The sequence below is a fragment of the uncultured Nitrospira sp. genome, from assembly GCA_902500695.1.
Lineage (GTDB): Bacteria > Nitrospirota > Nitrospiria > Nitrospirales > UBA8639 > Nitrospira_E.
Window position 1 is genome coordinate 92,065 of sequence record CABVRQ010000002.1, and the last position, 24,011, is coordinate 116,075.

General features: G+C 44.3%; 18 protein-coding genes. All 18 read left to right on the forward strand.

All coding sequences use genetic code 11. From position 1 onward, the window contains the following. Positions 1–462: 462 nt before the first annotated feature. Complete coding sequence (locus AAH187_RS00810; protein ID WP_342346531.1) at positions 463–984, forward strand: transcription termination/antitermination NusG family protein; 522 nt, start codon at positions 463–465, stop codon at positions 982–984. 627 nt (positions 985–1,611) lie between these two features. Further along, positions 1,612–2,805 (forward strand): L-2-hydroxyglutarate oxidase, encoded by a 1,194-nt coding sequence (lhgO, locus tag AAH187_RS00815; protein WP_342346532.1) that lies wholly within the window; start codon positions 1,612–1,614, stop codon positions 2,803–2,805. A 331-nt stretch (positions 2,806–3,136) separates the two neighbouring features. Beyond that, the gene (gene rfbF / locus AAH187_RS00820; protein WP_342346533.1) at positions 3,137–3,913 is read left to right on the forward strand and encodes a glucose-1-phosphate cytidylyltransferase; all 777 of its coding nucleotides are present in this window, start codon (positions 3,137–3,139) and stop codon (positions 3,911–3,913) included. A gap of 192 nt (positions 3,914–4,105) precedes the next feature. After that, entirely contained in the window at positions 4,106–5,173 is a 1,068-nt protein-coding gene (locus AAH187_RS00825; RefSeq protein ID WP_342346534.1) for an SDR family oxidoreductase, read from the forward strand. Positions 5,174–5,302: 129 nt separating this feature from the next. Further along, positions 5,303–6,538 (forward strand): class I SAM-dependent methyltransferase, encoded by a 1,236-nt coding sequence (locus tag AAH187_RS00830; RefSeq protein ID WP_342346535.1) that lies wholly within the window; start codon positions 5,303–5,305, stop codon positions 6,536–6,538. Then, complete coding sequence (gene rfbC / locus AAH187_RS00835) at positions 6,535–7,074, forward strand: dTDP-4-dehydrorhamnose 3,5-epimerase (RefSeq protein ID WP_342346536.1); 540 nt, start codon at positions 6,535–6,537, stop codon at positions 7,072–7,074. Before AAH187_RS00830 ends, rfbC begins: the two co-directional genes overlap by 4 nt. A 23-nt stretch (positions 7,075–7,097) precedes the next feature. After that, positions 7,098–8,396: a DUF4910 domain-containing protein gene (locus AAH187_RS00840; protein ID WP_342346537.1), complete on the forward strand. Its 1,299-nt coding sequence runs from the start codon at positions 7,098–7,100 to the stop codon at positions 8,394–8,396. Positions 8,397–8,423: 27 nt separating this feature from the next. Further along, positions 8,424–9,269, forward strand: a complete 846-nt coding sequence (locus AAH187_RS00845; RefSeq protein WP_342346538.1) for a hypothetical protein — start codon at positions 8,424–8,426, stop codon at positions 9,267–9,269. A gap of 284 nt (positions 9,270–9,553) precedes the next feature. Next, the gene (locus tag AAH187_RS00850) at positions 9,554–10,489 is read left to right on the forward strand and encodes an NAD-dependent epimerase/dehydratase family protein (RefSeq protein ID WP_342346539.1); all 936 of its coding nucleotides are present in this window, start codon (positions 9,554–9,556) and stop codon (positions 10,487–10,489) included. Positions 10,490–10,626: 137 nt separating this feature from the next. Next, a complete protein-coding gene (locus tag AAH187_RS00855) occupies positions 10,627–11,829 on the forward strand; it encodes a glycosyltransferase (protein WP_342346540.1) in 1,203 nt (400 codons plus the stop codon). 397 nt (positions 11,830–12,226) lie between these two features. Next, the gene (locus tag AAH187_RS00860) at positions 12,227–13,270 is read left to right on the forward strand and encodes a hypothetical protein (protein ID WP_342346541.1); all 1,044 of its coding nucleotides are present in this window, start codon (positions 12,227–12,229) and stop codon (positions 13,268–13,270) included. A 1,142-nt stretch (positions 13,271–14,412) separates the two neighbouring features. Next, the gene (locus AAH187_RS00865) at positions 14,413–15,261 is read left to right on the forward strand and encodes an ABC transporter permease (protein ID WP_342346542.1); all 849 of its coding nucleotides are present in this window, start codon (positions 14,413–14,415) and stop codon (positions 15,259–15,261) included. A gap of 28 nt (positions 15,262–15,289) precedes the next feature. Next, positions 15,290–16,630 carry an ABC transporter ATP-binding protein gene (locus AAH187_RS00870; protein WP_342346543.1) on the forward strand — a complete coding sequence of 447 codons (1,341 nt, stop codon included), beginning with the start codon at positions 15,290–15,292 and terminating at the stop codon, positions 16,628–16,630. Positions 16,631–17,197: 567 nt separating this feature from the next. Next, positions 17,198–18,061 carry a hypothetical protein gene (locus tag AAH187_RS00875; RefSeq protein WP_342346544.1) on the forward strand — a complete coding sequence of 288 codons (864 nt, stop codon included), beginning with the start codon at positions 17,198–17,200 and terminating at the stop codon, positions 18,059–18,061. Between the two features lie 184 nt (positions 18,062–18,245). Beyond that, positions 18,246–19,439, forward strand: coding sequence for a phosphotransferase (locus AAH187_RS00880; protein ID WP_342346545.1), 1,194 nt, complete (start codon positions 18,246–18,248; stop codon positions 19,437–19,439). 80 nt (positions 19,440–19,519) lie between these two features. Further along, positions 19,520–21,364 carry an asparagine synthase (glutamine-hydrolyzing) gene (gene asnB / locus AAH187_RS00885; protein ID WP_342346546.1) on the forward strand — a complete coding sequence of 615 codons (1,845 nt, stop codon included), beginning with the start codon at positions 19,520–19,522 and terminating at the stop codon, positions 21,362–21,364. Positions 21,365–21,649: 285 nt separating this feature from the next. Continuing rightward, entirely contained in the window at positions 21,650–22,627 is a 978-nt protein-coding gene (locus AAH187_RS00890; protein WP_342346547.1) for a glycosyltransferase, read from the forward strand. A 311-nt stretch (positions 22,628–22,938) separates the two neighbouring features. After that, a partial coding sequence (locus tag AAH187_RS00895; RefSeq protein ID WP_342346548.1) for a glycosyltransferase family 4 protein occupies positions 22,939–24,011 on the forward strand: 1,073 nt, incomplete at its 3' end.

Here is a 24,011-nt window from a genome sequence, read left to right on the forward strand (position 1 = left end):
TCTATAAGCGAACCACATAGCAGCTTTTTTCCTTGGACCAAGCCCACCAGTCTCAGGTGGGAATTGTTAAAGGTCTCAGGTAGGCGACTGCTTGTTAGAAACCCCGCAAAGGAAAGCCACGCGGAGAGTTTCTGCTTTTGTTTCATGGATTCTCTCCTGGACACATATCGCCAGGAGTTTGCCTTAGATCTTGGGTAGGATTCGATTTTTCACAGCCACGGCACATACATCGACGAACTACAGGCTGGGGCTTTATGTTCTCTTGAAATTATCCACTCCAATACTCTCGAGAGCTGAAACAATTAAAATTTCTGGGCGATTGTCTATTGAAGCAGAATACTGCCTATTGAGGTCCAAGGATCAATCTCGGATGATAAATACATTCCGTGTTGTTTTATGAAAGGTCAACGAAAAAGTCTTGGAGTAAGGCGTTGAGTTAATTGAATTTGCTGGTATGCTCTGATGGAAGGAACAGAAAAAATAATGTCGGTCTCGCAGTGGTATCTCATTCATAGTAAGGCCCGTCAGGAAGACGTGGCGGAGGTAAACCTACGATTGTTGGGTGTTGAAATCTTCTGTCCACGTTTAAGGAAATTGAAACCAACTCGAAGTAAAGCTCAAAGTGAGGGAGAGGTATTATTCCCTGGATATTTTTTTGTAAAAATTGATATGAAGACGGGATACCGGAAAGTGACTTATGCTCATGGGGTTTTGAGGGTCGTCAAGTTTGGCGCGGAACCAGCAGTCGTGGAAGAAGCAATCATTGACTCAATTAGGCAAAGAGTTCACAATGGATTTGTTATCCTACCCCCTTCGACTTCCTTTGAATCTGGGCAAATAGTTCGTATTCATAAAGGGCCTTTTCATGGCTTTGAGGCAATTTTTGAACAAGAACTTAATGGGACGCAACGAGTCGCCCTTCTTATGAAAACCGTGGCATTTCAAGGTCGTCTGGTCCTTGATCGCGATTGCGTGGAGTTGTAATGAAAATTGCCTTGGCCCATTTGGCCGTTGCTAAAGGCGTCGAAATATGGCCTATATAACCCTAACCAATAAGACTCTGTTAATATGTATTTATACTCATATGCTTTTATTCTTTTCACTTCATGTTTGATTAATTAAGTAAGTATGAAATGCTAATGTATTACGATGGAAACTTATAAATATTAAGGAACAAGCAGCCATTTCATGGCATGGTTCATCGATCAGTTTCAGATATGGAATAAGGGATGGTCGTGTCTTGTCTTCTCTCAAATTCCAGTTTGTCTTCGATTTTTTTGCGGTCTAAGTAATTTCGGTATTCGTTTGAGCGGGAAAACTTGAAAGCAAGGTGATTAACTCAGTTAGCTGGGTATGGCGGCAGCTCGCCTATTTTGGCACAGGGATTGTCCTGCCATACCCAAGTCAAACCGTGAAGTGGTTATTAAGGATGACCTATTTTATGATTTATTCCCCTGTAGTGCCCTCCGTCCAAGAAATACAGAAATTATTCTCCCCTGATTGAATTTTACTTTTTAAATGGTGAAGACGTCATAGACATAGTTCTTAAGTTCGATTCTGTCAGTGTTTTAGGGTTTAACAACTTTTCTCGAAACTGCTGTAGGCAAATAAATGGTAACCTCAGACTTTCTGGTCATTGGTGGTGGAATTATTGGCATTAATATCGCCCGACAACTGAAACGGCGGTTTTCCGATGCGACGGTGATTGTTATTGAAAAAGAAGATCACTGTGGCGCTCATGCCAGTGGTCGGAATAGCGGGGTATTGCACGCCGGTTTTTATTATTCCCCGGAAAGTCTGAAGGCCAAATTTACACGCATTGGGAATAAACGGCTAACGGAATACTGTGAATCCAAGCAGATTCCGATGAATAGGTGTGGAAAGCTTGTTGTTGCCAAAGATTGTAGCGAGCACCCAGCTCTTGACGAACTTCTCAGGCGGGGAAAAGTAAACGATATTGATATACAAGCCATTACCGAGGAGGAAGCCAAATCGATTGAGCCTCGTGTGAAAACTTGCCAGCGAGCTTTGTTTTCTCCAACAACATCAACGGTTGATCCAACTCAAGTTTTGCAATCAATGACAAGCGATGCCATTGATGAAGGGGTACAAGTTCGTTGCGGAGTTCAGTATCTCAAGAAAACGCAGGACGGAATTTTTACGTCGGGGGGTGCCTTTAATGTAGGGTATCTCATTAATGCGGCCGGTCTTTATGCAGACAAAATTGCCAAGGATTTCGGTTTTTCGGAGAATTATAAAATTCTGCCATTTAAAGGACTCTACCTCTACTCGGATGAGCCAAGGGGAGCCATCCGAACTAATATTTATCCGGTCCCAGATTTGCGGAATCCGTTTCTCGGAGTTCACGTCACAGTCACCTCGGAGGGAAAAGCGAAGATTGGACCAACGGCGATTCCCGCCTTTTGGCGTGAACAATATTCCGGAATTGAAAACTTTAGCCTTCAAGAGTTTATGGACCTCACCCTGAGGCAAATGCATCTTATTGGATTTTCTAATTTTGATTTTAAGAAATTGGCTTTACAAGAGTTAAGGAAATATTCCCGCAGTCATCTAGTCACTTTGGCTTCCGCCTTATTAGATGGGGTTCAGCCAGAGCACTATACGTCTTGGGGAAGGCCAGGTATAAGAGCACAATTGGTCAACATGAAGGAGAAGAGCCTCCAAATGGATTTTGTTCTTGAAGGAGATGACCAATCCATGCATATTTTAAATGCGGTCTCTCCTGGGTTTACATGCTCAATCCCTTTTTCAGAATATGTCTGTGAGAGAATTCGGCCGAAATGAAAAACTTGATTTAGCTTAGGTTCGATTGGGCCATCAAGGGGCATCAATGTGCGTGGGGAAAACACTGAGTTCGAATGCGGGTTGGTAGATGAGAACTCCTGCCTAAAGTCATGGCTTAATGGCCCGCTGCTAAAAACCCCAGTCGAAGGGCTGGTGGATATAGTGAAAAACTTTCTGACCGAATCAGATCCGTGGTCATCAACGAATTAGCTTGTCACATACGGAATGGTAGGCCATCGGTGCTAGGCTGTTGGTAGTTTTCCTTTTAGCACCTGGGTGTATCCTTGGCGGGGTATTATAATTGACGAGCAAATCAGAAAAGGGAAAAATTATGAAAGCCGTTATTCTAGCTGGTGGATTGGGAACTCGATTTTCTGAGGAAACGGCCTTAAGACCAAAGCCAATGATAGAGATCGGAGGTAAACCGATTCTTTGGCATATCATGAAAGTGTATGCAGCTTACAATATCACTGAGTTCATCGTGGCTTTAGGGTACAAGGCGGAGGTCATCAAGGAGTATTTTTTGAACTTCTATGCTATCAATAATGATCTCACAATTGATTTAGCGAATGGTAAGACGACGATACATGATGGAAAACAGCCAAACTGGAAAATCCATCTGGTGGATACTGGAATGCATACACAAACTGGTGGGAGGCTCAAGCGCCTTAAAAAGTGGTTGGGTGATGATGAAACTTTTTTGTTCACGTATGGCGATGGGGTGGCGGATCTCGATATTGACTCAGTGATTAAATTCCATCATTCACATGGGAAACTGGCAACCGTGACGACCGTACGTTCACCTGCCCGGTTTGGGCGAATCGGGTTTGAAGGAGACAGGATTTGTAACTTTCATGAAAAACCTGAATCGGGGGAAGGATGGATAAATGGTGGGTTTTTTGTCTTAAATGGTAAGGCGATTGATTATATCAGTGATGATGAAACATCCTGGGAGAAAGAGCCGTTGGAAAGTCTGACCAAGGATGCGCAAATGATGGGATATCGGCATTATGGCTTTTGGTCCTGCATGGATACGTTGAAAGAAAAAAATTATTTGGAAGAACTCTGGGAAACAAAAAATGCACCATGGAAAATATGGACAGATTAGATTGTTGTCCTGCTGATGTTTAGGAATGTGAGATTCTGACAATTGTGAAATGATATGGCGGTGTCGTTTTTTCTTTGGCCCGCACGCGGGGATTCCGAAATATTCCATAAATTCCATGTCAACGGCAGGCACCTTCATTTCTCGTTAAGAAACGGGGATAGGACTATATTTTGAACCACAATGGGGGATCTCGTGAAAATATTAATTACAGGTAATTTGGGCTACGTCGGCCCTGCGGTAATTCAGCGTCTGAGGGGATCTTTTTCGGGTGCGACCCTTATTGGCTTGGATATGGGGTTTTTTGCAAATTGTCTCACGGTTCCTGAGATGGTCAGTAGAGGACAGGTCGATATTCAATATTTCGCCGATGTTCGCAATCCGCCTGAAGAGGTACTCCAAGACGTTGATGCGATTGTCTATTTAGCAGCGATTTCCAATGATCCGATGGGAGCCTTATTTGAAGATGTGACGGCAAATGTGAATCACCATGCTGCTCATGATCTTGCCGTGAAAGCGAAGGCACGTGGTGTGAAGTCGTTTGTTTTTGCATCGTCTTGCAGCGTCTATGGCTTTGCGGAAGGTGCTAGGGATGAAGACTCGCCTTTGAATCCGCTCACGGCCTACGCCAAATCAAAGCTAGGCGCGGAGAAGGAGCTTAGCTGCTTAGCTGATGAACGGTTTGTTGTGACCTGTCTTCGTTTTGCAACCGCATGTGGAATGAGTGAGAGACTTCGCCTGGATTTGGTATTAAATGACTTTGTTGCTAGTGCTTTGGTCAACGGCGAAATTGTCATCTTGAGCGATGGGACCCCTTGGCGTCCCCTTATTCACATTAAGGATATGGCTAAAGCCATTGAATGGGGCATTGGAAGAAATCGTCAAAACGGCGGTGAAGCTCTTTCCATCAATGTCGGGAGCAACCAATGGAATTACCAGGTCAGGCAGTTGGCGGAAGCTGTCGCTCGAGTTATCCCGGGAACTACAATTTCAATTAATGAAGGGGCGCAGCCTGATCGAAGGTCCTATCAAGTGAGCTTTGACCGGTTTATGAAATTGGCGCCAGAATTTCAGCCTTCCATCGATTTGCAAACGGCAATAGTTGATTTAAAGGATGGAATGAAGGCCATAAACTTTCATGACAAAGACTTTCGGAATTCCCAATTGATTCGATTGAATCTCCTTAAGCGCTTAAAAACAGCGAAGCTGATCACTGAAAATCTGGATTGGCTTCCTGGAAGACCAGATCCCATTGTGGTCTAAAATATATCATTCCTCTTCTATGAAACCATGAACTGCAGTTTCGATCAATCTCTCGTGGGACGTTTAAAGGAATTTTCTCAAGAGCCCTTTTATGTTTCAAATGTCCGCATAAATGAAAGAGGTTTTGCTGTGAAGAAACGCGTATGCCGGTTCTGCGACACTCCATTGGGAATTACTTTTTTGGATCTTGGGATGTCACCACTTGCCAATAGCAATCTGACCGAATCTCAATTGAATGCGGTAGAGACGTTTTTCCCTCTGCATGTGTATGTTTGTGAAGCCTGCTTGTTAGTACAACTTGAGGAATGTTCCAGTCCGGATAAAATCTTTTCAGATTATGACTATTTTTCTAGCTTTTCAGATTCCTGGCTCAGGCATGCCCAACAATATTCAGAACAGGTGATTAATCGGTTTGCCTTGAATGCGAGCAGCCAGGTCGTTGAAATCGCCAGTAATGACGGGTACCTTTTGAAGAATTTTTGTAAAAAAGGTATTCCAGTTTTGGGAATCGAACCAGCTCGAAATGTGGCAGAAGTTGCCAGAGAAAATGGTGTCACAACTCTTGTCGAGTTTTTTGGGGAAAAATTGGCTCACAGTCTTACAGATAAAGGGACGCAAGCGGATTTGCTTATTGGCAATAATGTATTGGCGCATGTTCCAGCTTTGAATGATTTCGTTCGAGGCCTGAAAGTATTGTTAAAACCCAAGGGGGTCATCACGCTGGAATTCCCTCATCTGATGCGATTAATGGCGGATACTCAATTCGATACGATCTATCATGAACATTTTTCCTATTTTTCTTTTTTAACGGTTCAAAAGATTTTTGCCAAACATGGGCTGAAGGTGTTTGATGTGGAGGAGCTTTCTACTCATGGAGGGTCTCTCAGAATTTATTGCGGGCACGAGCAGGACTCAACCAAATCCATTCAGCCCCGTGTCCTTGAGCTTCAACAGCGTGAAGAAAAAGATGGTTTTGGGCAGCTAGCGCATTATTTGTCGTTTTCCGGTCGGGTCACCTATGTCAAACGGCAACTACTGTTATTTCTCATTTCTGCAAAGGAAGCAGGGAAAACCATTGCAGCTTACGGAGCACCTGCAAAGGGGAATACCCTGTTGAATTACTGCGGAATTGGAACAGACTTCATTGATTATACTGTTGATCGTAGTCCTCATAAGCAGGGGAAATTTTTGCCGGGAACACATATTCCTATTGATGAACCGGATGCAATTAAGAAAACCAAGCCCGATTACCTATTGATTCTGCCATGGAATCTGAAAGATGAGATTATGGAGCAAATGGCGTTTATCCGGGATTGGGGCGGGGCATTTGTGGTGCCTATACCCGAAGTGGTGGTCTATCCATGATATTCACTGAGGCGCAACTCAAGGGTGCCTTCCTTATTGATCCGGAAAAGATAGAGGACTCACGAGGCTTTTTTGCGCGAACGTGGTGTCAAAGGGATTTTGAGCGACACGGCATCTCCTTCCAGCCCGTCCAGTGCAATGTGTCATATAATAAAAGTAAAGGGGTTCTTCGAGGAATGCATTATCAATCTGCTCCTCATCAAGAAGCCAAGCTCATCTGGTGCATCAAGGGTGGAATTCATGATGTGATCATTGACTTACGTCCATTGTCTCCAACTTTCATGCAACATCTATCAGTCGTCCTCACCGCAGAAAACCGTCGAATGTTGTATATCCCAGAGGGCTTTGCTCATGGATTCCAGACTCTACAAAATGAGTCTGAGATTTTTTACCAAATGTCTGAGTTCTACACTCCTGAATTTGCCAAGGGTGTGAGGTGGAATGACCCTGTATTTGGAATTCAATGGCCAACGGATGAACGCCTCATTTCCGATCGTGACCAGAGCTATTCTGATTTCATCCTCTCAAACGGCTGAAAACCAGAAACATAAAGCGGTATATGATTGAAGAAACTGTGATTCAGATGGGGAAAGAGATGCATCGGTTTATCGCCGATCTGTATCCCATTTGTCGGAGTATAACAGGCAATGGTGTTCGCGAGACGCTTCATCTCATTGGAAAGCATATTCCTGTTGAGATCCATGAAGTTCCGAGCGGGACGAAGGTCTTTGATTGGATCGTACCCAAGGAGTGGAATATTCAAGATGCATACATAAAGAACTCCAGGGGGGAGCGGGTTGTCGATTTTCAAAAATCAAACTTGCATGTTGTCAGTTATAGCCAGCCGGTTCACGCCACAATGACTTTCGAAGAATTGCAACCACACTTGCATTCCTTGCCAGACCAACCAGAGAGGATTCCCTACCGAACGTCTTACTACAAGGAAAGCTGGGGGTTCTGCCTGAGTCACCAGCACTTGATGGGGCTGAAAGATGAGGAATATGAAGTGTGCATTGATTCGACCCTGGAAGAGGGTCACTTAACCTATGGGGAATATTATATAAGAGGGGAATCGGAGGAAGAGATTTTAATCTCGTCTCATATTTGTCATCCATCTCTATGTAATGACAATCTATCCGGCATTGCTCTTTCGACGTTTCTTGCCAAAGCCTTGAGTTCGAAATCGTTGCGATACTCGTATCGATTCCTGTTTATCCCTGGAACGATTGGGTCTATTACTTGGTTGGCGTTGCATGAAGGACAAGTGTCCATGATCAAAGCTGGAATGGTCCTGACCGGAGTGGGCGATTCTGGGGCGGTGACCTACAAAAAAAGTCGACAGGGCAATGCTGAAATTGATCAGGCTTTTAGTCATATTCTCAAAGCTTCTGGAACGGCGCATACCATTATCGATTTTTTTCCTTATGGGTATGATGAAAGGCAATACTGTTCTCCAGGTTTCAATTTACCTGTTGGCTGTTTTATGAGAACGCCACATGGAGAATATCCTGAATATCACACCTCTGGCGACAATCTGACGTTTGTCCAACCGGAATATCTCGAAGAATCATTCACTTGTTGCTTGGGAGTCTTGACCCTTCTTGAAGGGAACAAAACCTTTCTCAGTCAAAACCTTCAGTGTGAACCACAACTGGGAAAAAGAGGTTTGTATCGGGCAATTGGAGGTGAGTCTGAGGGAGCCAAACGAGAGATGGCGATGCTTTGGGTGCTCAATCTATCCGATGGCCATTACTCCCTTTTAGAAATTGCGGATCGGTCAAGCATGCCGTTTCGTATTATCTATGAGGCTGCAACGATTCTCGTTGATCATGGGTTGTTGCAGGAAATTATTGACTGAGCATTCAAAGGGAAAATGACGAAGAATATGCTGAATCCTTTGATCGGCGCTTCCACGAAGACTTGCGAGAGAGAGGTCGTCGGGTTGGTTCCAGCTGGAGGGAAAGCCGAAAGAATTGCGCCGTTACCTTGCAGTAAAGAGTTGTTCCCTCTTGGTTTTCAATTCATGGAAGGAAGTTCTCAGCCTCGCCCGAAGGTGGTGTGCCATTATTTATTGGAGAAGTTTCAATTAGCAGGAATCGCAAAGACGTTTATTGTTCTTCGGAAGGGCAAATGGGATATTCCCGCTTATTTTGGTCATGGTGAATTCGTACACATGCATTTGGGGTATTTGATCATGGGGGAATCCTTTGGTCCTCCATTTACCTTAGATCAAGCGTATCCGTTTGTTCATGATAAGGTGGTAGCTTTCGGATTTCCAGATATTATGATCAGTTCCGGAAACGTGTTTAGTCAATTACTGAAACAGCAAGTAACCTTACAAGCCGATATGGTGCTGGCCGTTTTCCCGGCTCATAATTCCCAACTCATGGATATGGTGGAGATAGATGAGAACGGGAAAATTCACGCCATGTTTTTGAAGCCGGATAAAACTGATTTGCAGCTATGTTGGTTAGGTGGGGTGTGGACGCCAGTGTTTACAGAGTTTATGCATGAATACCTTCAGGACTATCGAAGGAAAAATGCCGTTCAGATTTCAAAAACTGGGAAGCCGGAAGGGGAGGATCTGACCGTTGGAGCTGTGATCCAAGCGGCAATCCAGAAAGGTTTACAGGTGTATGGGGTGGTTTTTCCAGAAGGGAAATATATTGATATTGGTACATCAGAAAACCTTGTGAAATCTGTGGAAATGCATGGGTGTCAGTTTCACTGATTTTTACTCACTGCAATAAATTTCATCTATTTAATTCCAACCTATAAATTTCTTGGATTTACCGTGTCATGAGCAGTTGAATGCCTTCAGGGTTGAAGGGGAATGATTGTATCTTGGCCCCTTCGAAGAATTTTCATGGAGTAGTGGTGTGTGATTTTTCCCTTGTGGCCGTTGAGAATTTCATGCGAACAAACTCACTGTACTTCGGGCGATCGTCTTTTTATGAACATCTCGGATACTACTAGGGGGCAAGGGCGAAATAGACGCTCTTGACAATGCCGATTATGACCTCATTGTCAGATGTCAAAGTGTTGATCACTGGTGCAAGCGGATTTTTGGGAACCCATTTGATCCAGCGATTATGCCCGATTAGTGGGGAAGTCCACGCGACTTCCCGTACCCAGCGACCCAATGTCAAAGGCGGACCTCTCTGGTGGCAAGCGGATTTGGAGAATCTGGGAGCGGTTCGCAGTCTGCTGGCAAACGTCAAGCCAGATATTATTTTCCATATGTCGGGGTTGGCTTCAGCTATTCAATCTGTGGAATTCGTGTTGCCTACATTTCATAGCCTGCTCACCAGCACCGTAAACCTGCTAACGGTTGCGACGGAAGCTGGCTGTCAGCGGGTCGTATTGGCAGGGTCCCTTAATGAGCCCCAATCCAAGGATCCCGAGATTATTCCGAGTTCACCTTATGCGGCGGCCAAGTGGGCGGGTAGTGCGTATGGACGCATGTTCCATGCACTCTATGGGACTCCTTTGGTGATTGTCCGAACTTTTATGACCTATGGGCCAGGACAAGATTCTCGGAAGTTAATTCCCTCTGTTGTACTCTCTCTCCTGAAAAACGAATCTCCAAAGCTTTCCAGTGGCGAATGGAACGCCGACTGGATTTTCATTGATGACGTCATCGACGGATTTCTTGCTGCGGCTCAGATGCCAGAGATTGAGGGGGTCACGCTTGACTTAGGCATGGGAACCCTTGTGACTGTTCGTGAGTTGGTAGAAAAGGTTGCCAGGTATGTGGGGTCGTCTTCGCAACCTCTATTTGGGGCATTGCCGGATCGAGTATTGGAACCAGCACGAAAGGCCGAAGTAATGATGACATTTGAGAAGCTTGGGTGGAAACCGAAGGTTTCGCTTGAAAGTGGTCTCCAGCAAACCGTGGAATGGTACAGAGCACAGTTTTCTTCCTCTTCAATGTCCCCGCAATTAAGATGACCAGTCTGCTGACTGGGACATGCGTCATGATGGGGATCGTAGCCTTCCTGGATTCCTAATTTGATAGCCATTGCCGGAACGCAAGTGCCTTTTTGGCAAAGTCTTTAAATTTCATTTTCATGAGATGGTAATTGTTGATGAGCATTGTTCGTAGGCTTGGCGCAAAAGTGCTTCGCTTGGTTCATGGAGCACTTGGGAACGTGCTGGAGAGATTGAGCCTGCCTATTCAAAATCAGGTGATAACACTTAAGCCGGATGGCCCTGTTCGGGGGCATGTGCTTCTTTCTTACAGAATTGAATTCTTTCTGAACAAATCCAATCAACCGGTTAATTCCTACCACCCAAGTTGGGTTATTACTCAGCGAATGGCGAAGGAATTTTTGGACTTCGGTTTTGCTGTTGATATTATTGCCAATACGAATGCGACCTTTTCCCCTAAAAAGGATTATTCCTTTTTTATTGATACCAGGATGAATTTTGAACGGCTTGCGCCAAGGCTCAATAAAGATTGTGTCAAAATATTGCATGTCACGACAGCTCATCCGTATTTTCATAATGCGGCAGAGGCCAACCGGTTGATGGCTTTACAAGAAAGGAAACATGTGACCGTGCGGTCTCGGAGGAATATGCCACTGAAATACGCTGTGGCAGTTGAATATGCCGATTGTCTCACCGTTCCCTCTGACTTTTGTATGCAAACGTTCCGGTATGCCAACAAACCCTTTTATGTTGTCCCCAATCCGGCCGAGTTTGTGTATCCTTGGACCGAAGGGAAAATTGTTGAATCCTGTCGATCACGATTTTTGTGGCTGGGGAGTGAGGGAATGGTTCATAAAGGTTTGGATTTAGTGTTAGAAGCATTCTCGGGAATGCCGGAGTACCATCTCACGGTTTGTGGTCCGGTAGCGAACGAGAAGGATTTTGAGCGAGTATATGATCAAGAGCTGTATCACACGCCTAATATTCACACCTTCGGATGGATTGATATTGGTAGTCAGGAGTTTGTGGATTTAGCGTCCAGGTGTATTGGGTTTGTCTATCCATCATGTTCCGAAGGTAGCGCGGGAGCAGTCATAACGTGTTTGCATGCAGGTCTTATCCCTATTATCAGCCGCGAATCCGGTGTGGATGTAGGTAAGGACGAGGGTATAGTGCTGGATGATTGTTCCATTGAGGCCATCCAGGGGGCTGTGCGGCAAATGGCAACCGCTTCAACTGAAGAACTCAAACAAAGGTCCCGGAATGCATGGGAATTTGCCAGAGCGAATCACACGATGGAAAATTTCCAAAATCAGTATAAAAAAATGGTAGAGAAAATCATTGCGGATTATCAAAAGTAAATAAGTGGCCCCGGTCTTAGGCGAAATGGCCTGGGTAACTGCTGGAGTGATTTGGTGCCGCCGACTGAAATGGGTATTGCTGACTCTTTTGCCACAAATGTGCGAATGGTAAGTGTGATCTTTGGAAGCATTTCTCCATTTTGTTGGATGGGTGATTTATCCAGGTCGAGGCTGTTCATGAAATTCCTAATCATTGAGCCCGAGTTTTCAAGAGGTTTCGGGGATAGCAAGGGCATGACTAACAGGCACCCTTCGACTAGGTAAGATTCACCGCTCATAAAAAATCCAACAGGAAGCATAAGAGTTTCGTCCACAAGCAGAAGTTCGTGAATGCTGGCAAGGAACAAGAAAAATTTCCCTGCCTTGGGACCAGGTAAGGCCTAAAGGAAAAAGGGTAATGAGAAGATATTGTGTATCTCTAATTGTATTGGTGGCAACCTTAGTGATCGGCATCATGTATGGGATATCAATTTATAAATTTCAGGTGTTTCCGTATCGGTATAGCCAGATGGCCTCTAATTATTTCCATCATGAGGAGGCAGACCTGAGCTATGGGCCCTGGTCAATTGGGGTGTATACCGGATCCACTCCATTCGAATTAACCGATCCAGAAGGCATCTCAAATCCTGTTCTTACAGCACAGGATGTCAAGGACATCGATGCCAAATTTGTTGCCGATCCCTTTATGGCAATCAAAGATGATCGTTTTTATCTATTTTTCGAAGTGTTGAATCGGGCCAATAATCAGGGGGATATCGGATATGCCGAAAGCGAGGATGGTAAAAAATGGGAATACAAGAATATTCTTATTGATGAACCGTTCCACTTGTCCTATCCCCATGTATTTCAGTGGGAAAACAATGATTACTTAATCCTGGAGAGCAATGAGGACCTCTCGATCAGACTGTACCGCGCCAAGGTATTTCCAGCGGAATGGGAATTCGTGAAAAGCATCTTCAATGGGGAACACTATGTGGATCCTTCCATTTTTCGATATAACGATACCTGGTGGTTGTTCTATACAAACCCCCAAAATGACGCCTTAAACCTCTACTATGCCGACGAGTTAATGGGAGATTGGAGGCCTCATCCGATGAATCCGATCGTGAAATTAAATAAGCATGTCTCCAGGCCGGGTGGAAGGGTTCTCGTTCATGAGGGGCGGATTTATCGTTTCACACAAGATACTGAGCCGCGTTATGGCATTCAGGTGTTCGCTTTTGAAATAGAAGAATTATCGAAAAACACCTATAAAGAAAAAATAGTTTCCGAAAAGCCTGTCGTTACGATGTCGGGAGAAGGATGGAATGCGTATGGCATGCACCAAGTTGACCTGCATTTCATCAAAGGGAAATGGATGGCAGCGGTTGATGGAAAATGCGCACCCAGTTCTTCCATCCCTTGCAAGGCATCTTCGGCAAAGGGAAGCCTGGTTCGATAATTGTATTGTGGACAATGACTGGCGGGAAATTTCATAAAATGTGTCCCAATCGTTTTGGAATTTGGCTAAACCATCCTCAACCTCTTATCTTAAACCATTATCCAAGTACCCCAGGAATGAGTAACAATTGCTCATCATTTGTTGAACGAGCCCAGTCACTCTGCCTCCCCTTTTGTCGGACCCTGTACTGGAAGGGTATTCAAAAGTGTTTGTGATAGAAATGGCTGGAATCTTGACTGAGGATCTATAGGGAATGGCAGGCATACCGGTTACAGAGATTTTAATCGCGATTAATTGAGTGGGCGGTCGTGTCTCTCAAAGCGGGATATTGCCACGGTAGAAGGAGAAACTATGGCGATACCGCCAGGGAATTTTGATTCTTCCCCTGATTTCATGTGGCTGCCTGGTTATTCGGTGATACTGCAAAGGCATCCGTTTCCAATACTCCAGGAGGGATGAGAATTTTTTTATGATGGAAGATGTAAAGTTCGAGGAGAACGTGCTGCAGATATTACGGATATCATTGTTTTTGCCATGCAACGCTTTGTGAGTATAAACGGGATAAAAAAGAACAGTATACTGTTACAGTATGATCCGTGGATTTTTTCGGAAAGGGATCTTGAAAGGGTTAATGAGAGAAGAAAGCTATTGCAAAATATGGAGGGAAATATAATATCGAAATTATTGATTCGTTCGATCAGGCTTATGTTCCTGAAAAGAGGGATGAATTATGGTTTGGCTATAAGGACCTTGGCCATCATCTGCCCAATGGGAATAAGGTAGTTTGTGATGTAGTATTAAAGTGGCTTGACAGGGACACTTCCCAAGTCACGTGACAAACTCCGGCTTCTGTCGTTTTTTGAAATATGAAAGTAGGTTTTGAGGAAATTTGCTGGCATACGAAAGCTTGTGAAGGCCCATTCTGAGAAATGGTGTTTCAGTATCCAGCCTTGCTCTTTGTCGTAGAACGGGTTCCTGCTTAGAGTGAATGCGAGGGTGAGTTCAAATTGAGTGGCTGTCTGAATAGACGCAGTCGTGTTTGATGAGAATCGATCGCATTCCCATCCGTGTATTCGATGCCTTCGGCTTATTACTTCGACTTAATTTTTAGAATGGGTGTGCCGGGTTAGAAAGGGTAATTTATGGACAATAGGTATGGCACGACAACAAGCGGAAATTCTTTAACCGTCATTCCACCAAAATCCGGTTGGACCCTGACAGGTTTTCAAGAGTTGAAAGACTATCGAGACCTGTTTTATTTTCTTGTGTGGCGTGATATTAAAACGTTATATGCCCAAACGATTTTGGGATTTATGTGGGCCATTCTCCAGCCCCTCATTCAGATCGTTATTTTTACGATTATTTTCGGAAACGTTGCCAAGTTATCGACAGATGGTATTCCCTATCTTCTTTTTTCCAGTGTCGCGCTTATCCCGTGGACTTATATCTCCCTGGCGACGGTACAGTCCAGTCAAAGTCTGATTCAGGGATCGAGTATGCTTGGGAAGATTTATTTTCCTCGATTAATATTCCCCATTACTCCGGTGCTGGCCAAGCTGGTTGATTTTGGAATTTCCATGTTCATTGTCGTGTGCATCATGCTGTATTATCGTGTGTCTCCCACATCGAACTTGTTCTTCTTCCCATTGTTCCTGGTTATGATGGTATCCATTCCTTTGGGTATAGGGACTTGGTTGTCTACTCTGGCTATTCGGTTTCGGGATGTAAGGCAGGCGATGCCGCTTTTTATTCAAATGCTCATGTTCAGTGCCCCAATCGTCTATTCGGCTTCATCCATACCCGAACAATATCGCTTCCTCTATTCGCTGAATCCCATTGTCGGAGTGATTGAGGGGTTTAGAGCCTGTTTGCTTGGCTTTCCAATCCCCTGGCTGTACATCTGGCCTGGAATGGTGACGGCGGCCATGTTAGTTATAAGTGGAACAGTGTATTTTAAACGGATGGAACGGATTATTGTAGATGTCATTTAAGTGAAAAGATGATTGTAGGGAACACGCCATGAATAATGATTTAGCTATAAAAGTCGAAAATATCAGTAAGTGTTATCGTATTGGATTAAAGGAAAACATGCATGATAGCCTTGGGGCATCTCTGCTTCATTTCTTTAAAAACCCCCTTCAAAATTATCGTAAGTATCGGTCTCTTTATCAATTTGATGATCTACGTCCAGAACAAGGAGAGAATCGATCTGATGTGATCTGGGCTTTGGAGGATGTCTCCTTTGAGGTAAAAAAAGGGGAAGTGGTAGGCATTATTGGTATTAACGGCGCAGGGAAATCGACACTTCTTAAAATCCTGTCGAAAATTACGGTCCCAACGGGCGGGTCTGTCACCATCCGTGGAAGAATTTCAAGCCTTCTTGAAGTGGGAACCGGCTTCCATCCTGAGCTCACCGGCCGAGAAAATGTGTATCTGAACGGCACAATCTTAGGGATGAGAAAAAAGGAAATTGAACGTAAATTTGACGAAATTGTGGATTTTTCCGGTGTGGAAAAATTCATTGATACTCCCGTCAAACGATATTCAAGTGGAATGAAAGTGCGACTCGCCTTTGCCGTTGCGGCTCATCTGGAGCCTGAAATTCTGGTTATCGACGAAGTGCTCGCCGTCGGTGATGCGCAATTTCAAAAAAAATGCTTAAACAAAATGAAGGATGTTGGGCAACAGGGGCGCACCGTCTTATTTGTTTCACACATTCTCCCGGCCGTAACCAGACTATGTAGTCGGACTATTCTGTTAAATGGGGGAAGGGTGCAGGTCGATGGTCCGACACATGAAGTAATCTGCGAGTATCTCAATTCCGAAACCGGTGTCCAAGCTGAGCGTCGATGGGTAGACATCAAAAAAGCTCCTGGGGATGAGGTCGTACGATTGTGTGGGATAAGAGTCAGAGGCAATGATGGCTACGTATCGGAAACGGTGGACATCAGCGACCCACTTCAAATCGAAATAGAATATGAGGTATTTCAGCCAGGACATGAGCTTCGGATTTATTTCCATGTATTTAATGAAGAGGGGATAGAAGCGTTTATGTCCATTGAGAATGATTCCGCATGGGTCAAAAGGCCACGCCCATTAGGGCGTTACGTGAGTAAGTCCGTGATCCCTGGGAATTTGCTATCAGAGGGCAGATATTTTATTGGACCAACTATACGGACTGAAAATCCATCAATTAAGCGCCTGGGGGTGAATGATGCAGTTGCCTTCCATGTGATTGACAGCATGGATGGAAATGGAGCTCGTGGTGATTCCACAGGAAATATCCCGGGAGTGGTCAGGCCCCTCTTGAAATGGGAAACGGAATTTATTTCAGAAAAAGAACCTTTGGAAAAAACTTAGTGTGAGGCGGAAGAAATTCATGAATCATATCTTTGGTGCCTGGTTATCGATACCAGATTGGGTGTTGTTGCATGTGGTATTTTATAAACGGGGCCTGCCTTTGATCTCCTTCATGGATATTTGGTTTTCCAACTTCTGCTTTAATCAAACTCATTTTTTTACCTTTTTGCGTGAGTAATCTTCTAAGGCCCTAGATTGCGAATTAAGGTGTTTCTTAACCTGATAGTCCTGTTTGGTTTTCCCCTGTGGAGTGCAGCAGTATTCGTAATTAAGACATCAGATTTTTTTACGGATAACATTGGTATGGGCTAAGAAGATATAACCCGAAAGTATATTTAAAGTTGGCAGGACAACGATTAGAGTATGCCGAAAGTCTGAGCTCCTGTTTCTTACCCCAAGGATTTGGTTTATATTCATTTTTGACAGGTAGTAATGGCCGTGGTGCAAGAAACACGATCAGAGGATTAATGGTAATCGGGTTGACACTGATTGGCAGGTGGCAAGGGCTCGATTTTCTAAGCATTCGCCCAAAGATGTCGTTAACTGACATTTCCGAAAGGATAAAAAATGTTAAAGAAAATTATCAAAAAAGTCTTGAGAGAAATACGCACATGGTTGCAGGAGGATAGCGAACTTCCACGAAATACGTTGAAAGATCCCCCTAGGGAATTTAGTTATCAATGGTTAAATCACATTGTATTTCCCAAGGTCTTGGGCGAGGGGCGGAGGCCACATTATCTATGGGGTGTTTTGCAGGGAATGAATTTAGCGAGGACGCTGGGGATTCATCGCATATCGATTGCCGAGTTTGGTGTCGCAGGTGGAAATGGTTTGGTGGCTTTAGAAGAAATTGTCGAAAGACTCGAACCTATCTTCGAGGTACAAGTTGATATATACGGATTTGATACAGGAGGGGGTCTTCCGAAGCCAAAGGATTATCGGGATATTCCCAATACTTATGCAGAAGGTCAATTCGTCATGGACATTGATCGACTGCAAAAACGCTTAAAGAAGTCTCAGCTAAAGCTTGGGCTAGTGGAAGAGACGATTGATGACTTTATTCAGTCCCGTCCGTCACCATTGGCATTTTTTTCCATAGATCTTGATTTTTACCATGCTACAATGGCGGCATTGCGTCCTCTTGAGGCTACCTCAGATGTATTGCTACCAAGGATCTGGTGTTATTTTGATGATATTATGGGCCCGACAAAGTCCGAATTTACAGGAGAGCGCCTTGCCATATCAGATTTTAACTCCACTCATGAGATGAGGAAGATTTCTCCAATTCATGGACTGCCATGGGCGTTGCCCAACCGGTTCTTTGATCAGGTATGGCTGAAGAAGGTATATCTTGTCCATATTTTTGATCATAAGGATTATGGCAAATATGATGAACTCACGCCCATGCCTGACCTCGGACTTAAAAAGTAGTCCCAACTCATAGCAACTTAACAATCAGCCTGCCTGGATTCCCTCGTTTTGTTGTCCTGCTATTTCCAATCACCAGAATGATGAGCCGAATAAAGCTTGCGCATGCTCGGGTGATTGAGGCGGCTACATAAATCCATTCATCACATCCAAAATAACACCAAAGAATTACTGGGAAAATGGAGAAATGAAGTCGGATCAGTCGGTAGTATATCAATATATAAAAATGCCAAAGGTGGAGAAACACTATTTTTGCTTACAACAGAGTATTCTTGTATTAGCATGGGTGTTATTTTTCAGGAAAAACTCGCTCAGTCCTGTTGTCAGGCCAGAACAAAATATAGGTTTTTCCCCAAAGGCGTTTGTAAAGCAAATGAGAAGCTACTTAGGACTTATTAGAAGTAATCTAAGAATTCTCATTGTTTTTATGGGCTATAAATACCAAGGAGGTACACGCGCTGAAGTCGTTGAATTGCCGTGCTATGGCCAAGTATGTCTCCATGTGCATAAAGGCTACAAGATATTTGATTTTTATAGAAAATCCGTCATGAAAGTGTTTGATCAGGACATTGACCTTTCTGTGATCCAGAAAGAAATTAACCTGTTGCAGCATATCTCGAAATTTGATTTTGCTCCTTCCCTAAGAAAATGGAACGCGGGGGAACGATGGTATGAAGAAGAATTGTTACAGGGATCCCTGGACGCTTCGTATACGAATACCCTACCGGATTCGGAGATCGTATTGCCCAAATTTCATGATCATGTCCTTCAGCGATTAAAGACCTTGATCCTGTTCCAGGAGCCAACATCCATAAATGCGGTAACGTATCTGACCGATATGACGAAAATTCTCCCTGACAGCCGATTGGCAACGCAGGAATCATCCGTACAAAAGTTTAAACTAACGGCCAACTTTGTAGACTGGATAGTTGGCCAGTTCCGGCGTGAAGGCGATCATTCGATTTTATTGGTATTTACCCACGGAGATTTGATCCCGGCAAATATGTTGAACACCCAACATGGGATGAAAATTATTGATTGGGAGGGTGCCGGATATCGGAGCGTATTATTCGATTTTTACAGTTATTTCTTTAACCAAATTTCATGGAGAGAAGTGCCTGTGAATGTGTTGGTTGCAGAGATCGAAGGAGGCTTGCCGATGTGTATATCCGAATTAGATCAACACGCCTCCGAAATTTCACGTAGCCTGAAAACGTTAGAAAAATTCTACCGTTGGACTTTTTATATTGAGATGATCTGCCGATTGGTAGATCGTGCAAGGACGGATAAAAATTTGCCTATCATGCAATATCTTGGAAATTATACGAATGCGTTCATCCGTTACGAAGAATTCCTCTCCCAAAAGGACGAATCATATTGAGGAATTCTCAGCGACACATCTGAGTTTAATTGCGAATATTCACTCATCAAGATCTGGTTCCCGGAGAGGTGCTATAGGACATGTGCGGAATAGCTGGAGACTTAATATTTCACAACGGAACCGTGCCTAAGGTGAATTGGGAAAAAATCAGTTCGATGATGGCTCGAAGAGGGCCGGATGACGAAGGGATCTGGTCGGATGAAGGGCATTGCACCTTGGTGTTCCGCCGATTGGCCATTATCGACCTGAGCCGTAACGGGCATCAGCCAATGACCGCTTGCAACGGGCGTTTTGTGGTGGTCTTTAATGGCGAGATTTACAACTATAGGGATTTGCGGAAACGCCTAGAAAGCCAGGGGGTGCAGTTTCGTTCCAATAGTGACACCGAGGTGGTGTTGTATGCGCTCATCGAGTGGGGTATTGAGGCGTTAGATGCTTTTAATGGGATGTTCGCGTTGGGTTTCTATGATAAGGCAGAGAAGCGGTTGTTGCTCGCGCGCGACCATGCGGGAATTAAACCCCTCTACTATTTAACGCATTCCAAAGGCGTCGTCTTTGCCTCCCAATACAATCAATTGCTGGCACACCCTTTTAGTCAGAACCTGAGCGTGTCACAGGAAGCACTGGGTCTGTATCTTCGTTTAGCCTATATTCCTGCGCCCTACGCTCTTCTGCAAAATTCTCACATGCTTGAACCGGGTACGTGGATTCAATTCACAGGAACGGGACATACGCAACAGGGACAATATTTCAATTTGCCCCGATGTGAAACGCCTTCCTTGAAAGGGGAAGAGGCCCTTGAGGCCGTTGACACTGTGATAGCCGAGGCGGTCAAACGGCAATTGATCAGCGATGTGCCGGTAGGAGCCTTTCTCTCGGGTGGGATTGATTCTCCGCTGGTTGTGGCGAATATGAAATCAGCAGGCACGAATATCATACGAACCTTTACCATCGGGACGGGTGAAGAAGCGACGGATGAATCAAATGATGCCATGCGGTATGCACGTGAGCTGGGAGTTGAGCATGTGATTGAGCGGGTGAACCCTGATACGGCTCTTAATTTGGTCGATAAGGTCATTGATGCCTGTGGTGAACCCTTTGGAGATTACTCCATATTCCCAACCATGATGGTGTCGCACCTAGCCAGCCAGGATTTTAAAGTCATGCTTTCCGGTGATGGAGGTGATGAATTGTTTTGGGGCTATCCGCGGTTTGGTTCCTTAATTCAGACGGCGAAATATTTCAGACAACCATTTTTGTGGCGTCTGGTACGAAAAGGGATCAAAAGAATAGCAGGGTTGCAAGACTACAGCCCTGATCTTTCAGGTTGTTCACTCGGAGAATATCATCGTGCAAAGTTAACCCATCTCCCGAAAAGTTGGTTGCACCGGGTATGGCCTTCGCTACCTTCCTGGCCATCGGACTTTACCCCATTTGGCTATACCTGTGGTGAGCTTGATCATGTGGCGCAATGGTCTCGTTGGAGCGAATTTGTGGGCCATTTACCGTATGTTCTTAAGAAAGTGGACAGGGCGAGCATGTATCATTCCCTTGAGGTTCGAGTACCACTTCTGGATCGGGAGGTGATTAACGTGGCCACGCAGCTTGACTGGCGTGAGTGCTTTAACCTGAGTCAGGGAATCGGCAAATTGCCGCTGCGACAAGCCTTAGGACGGCATTCCACATTTCAATCACGCACTAAACGCGGTTTTGAAGTGCCGATGGGATCATGGCTGAGAACCTCGCTTAGAGAAAGAGTTGAGGAAACTCTCATGAAACGGGATGAAATTCTCGGACTTGGAATTGAGAAAAAGGCTTTGCGGGAACTCTTTAACCTGCACCTTGCCGGTGAGCGCGATTATGCCTGGGGACTTTGGCCCATCCTCAGTTTGGCCTTGTGGGTGGATAAATATTATCATTCATGAAGGTTAATTTAAATAGGCGGTCCGGGGATGGGAGAAAAGACATGTACAGCCAAAGGAAAATTCTGTCCTTGATGTTATGGATGACATGGAGGTCTTTTCATGCGGGGAGAAACAGAAGTTGAGATGAACGATATCGCTGAAGTGGCGAACCATAGAAATTTCGGATGAAATGGAGAAACCTTTAAAGTTGATCCCTTTTCACATCGTCTTCACCATTTCATGCCGGTGTGAAATTCGAAGGGCTATGCAATTCTCACAAATTTGACTGGATGAGCGTAATTGAACATGGGATCTGATAACAGAATAGAATTGTCATCTACTACGGCTCCAATGGTTTCGATAGCCATGCCGACCTATAATCGAGCCGATTCTTATTTGAAAGAGGCCATCCAAAGCGCCCTCGATCAAACATATCACAATTTGGAAATTATTGTGTCCGATAATTGTTCGTCGGATGATACTGAATCGGTGGTGAAAAGTTTTCATGACACTCGCATCAGATATTTTAAGCAAACAGAAAATGTCGGATTGAAAAATAATCTTAACTTCTGCATAGCCCAGGCTCGGGGAGAATTTCTTGTATTTTTGTTTGATGATGATTTGATTGACCCGGACTTTCTCGAAACATGTATCAATGCCATACCGGCCTGTGCAGATATTGGGGTGGTGCTGACCGGGGCCCGGGAAATTAATGAGAAGGGACAAGTCCTTGGGGAATGTCAAAATCAGGCTAAAGGGCCTTCAGTTGACTCATTCTTTCTGGACTGGTTTGCCAGGAGAACGACCTTGTATTTGTGCAGCACGTTATATCGTACTCAATGCCTTCGGGAGATTGGCGGGCTTCACTCCAAAACCAATAATTATCTCGATGTGGTCGCAACGGCGAAAGTGATGGCCAAATATCAGAGAGTGGATGTGGCGGCCGTCAAAGCCAGTTTTCGCCGGCATGCCAAAAACTTAAGCGGTTCCGTTAATATTGATGCCTGGTGTGAAGATAGTCTGTACCTTCTGGAAGTATTATGTGAACTGGCTCCCTCACAAAGAGCTGTTCTTGTCAGGGAAGGCATGCCGTATTTTTGTAGAGCGAATTATATCATGGCTTCGTTGACAAATGGTTTAGCTAAACGACTCAGGGCTTACTGGACGGTCTCTCACAAGTTTAACCATTCTTATCCTTGGGCGAAATGGTTCTATGCCAGGAATATCATTCCGCCCGTCCGGTATTACAAAAAAAGGATTTGGCAGCTCCTTCGGGGGAATTGAAAATCGATTTTTGGATTCCAACGATTCTGGTATCCTTCTGGATTTGAATCCCCGAAACCAAAGGAATTCCGTTCTGATACGCAGTTGAAGGTACGCACTAATATATTCAAGCGACAGTCGTTCTTGCCGCTTAGAGACTGGAATTTTCGCATGATAAGGTAAATGCCGTTGCCCACTGAAGAGAGTAAAAAAAGCAGATATATTTTGCAGGAGGCCAATTGAGTGCCAATAGGTAGTATCAGTGCGGGTAATTGTGATGAAAGATTCACCGGCAGCACCGTACATCTCCTTTGCTCAAGAATGTCTGTAAAATGAAAATACTCTATATTTGTGATTGCCTGCCTACATTTATTTTGAATGAAATAGTTGAATTGAAGAATCACGGACATGAAATGTTCATCCTGGCAAACGATTCCACCAAGCTTTATAAGGCTGTTCATGGGCCCATTGTTATGAAAAGTGGGCTGGACAAACAGTTTCAGAGATTTTTTATCGTAAAAAACAGAAAACAGAAGTATGGCACTTTTTTAAAAAAGTTGATAGAGGATGTCTTTGCTCATCCCCAATGTGCGATGAAGGCTTGTTGGAACCTTATTGGAAATTATCAAAATCTGAAATGCGGAGTTATCGATTATCTGGATATACGAAGTTTTTTTGATTCAGGAATTGACATTGTTCATTCACCATTCTCAACACCGCGAATCATCGACAAAGTGTATTTGCTTTCAAAAATACTGAATACGCCTTTTACCTTATGCTTTAGGGCGCATGATCTATATTATGGCAATAATATGCAGGAGCACATCAGAAGAAGTGCCGTTATCAAAGAGGCTGCTCAAATCATTACGATTGCCGGGTACAATAGAGATTTCATAGACAAAAATCTGGGCATTAAGAAAAACATTAAAATTATTCACAGCGCGATTGATCCCGATTTTTTTCAGGCGAAAGGGGTCGCGAGATCCCCTAAATCAATAATTGCCGTAGGACGTCTGGATGATCAAAAAGGAGTCCTCTATCTTATTCAAGCCTGCCACATATTACATGTTCGGGGAATTGAGTATGAGTGTACGATAATCGGTGAAGGGCCGGAAAAGGAGGCTTGCCAAAAGCTTATTGCGGAACGGGGAATTCCCAACATGCATCTTATTGACTATTTGCCCAATGAGACAGTCAAAGAATATTTGGATCGTGCAACGGTGTTTGTTTTACCATGTGAAATTGCTCCGGATGGAAGGAGAGATATCCTGGCGAATGCGTTAAAAGAAGCCATGGCCATGCAAATTCCGGTCATTACCTCAAAAATGTGCGGGATAGAAGAGTTGGTCGATGATGGAGTAAATGGAATGTTAGTTCCTCCTCAAAACCCTGAGGCGCTTGCCGA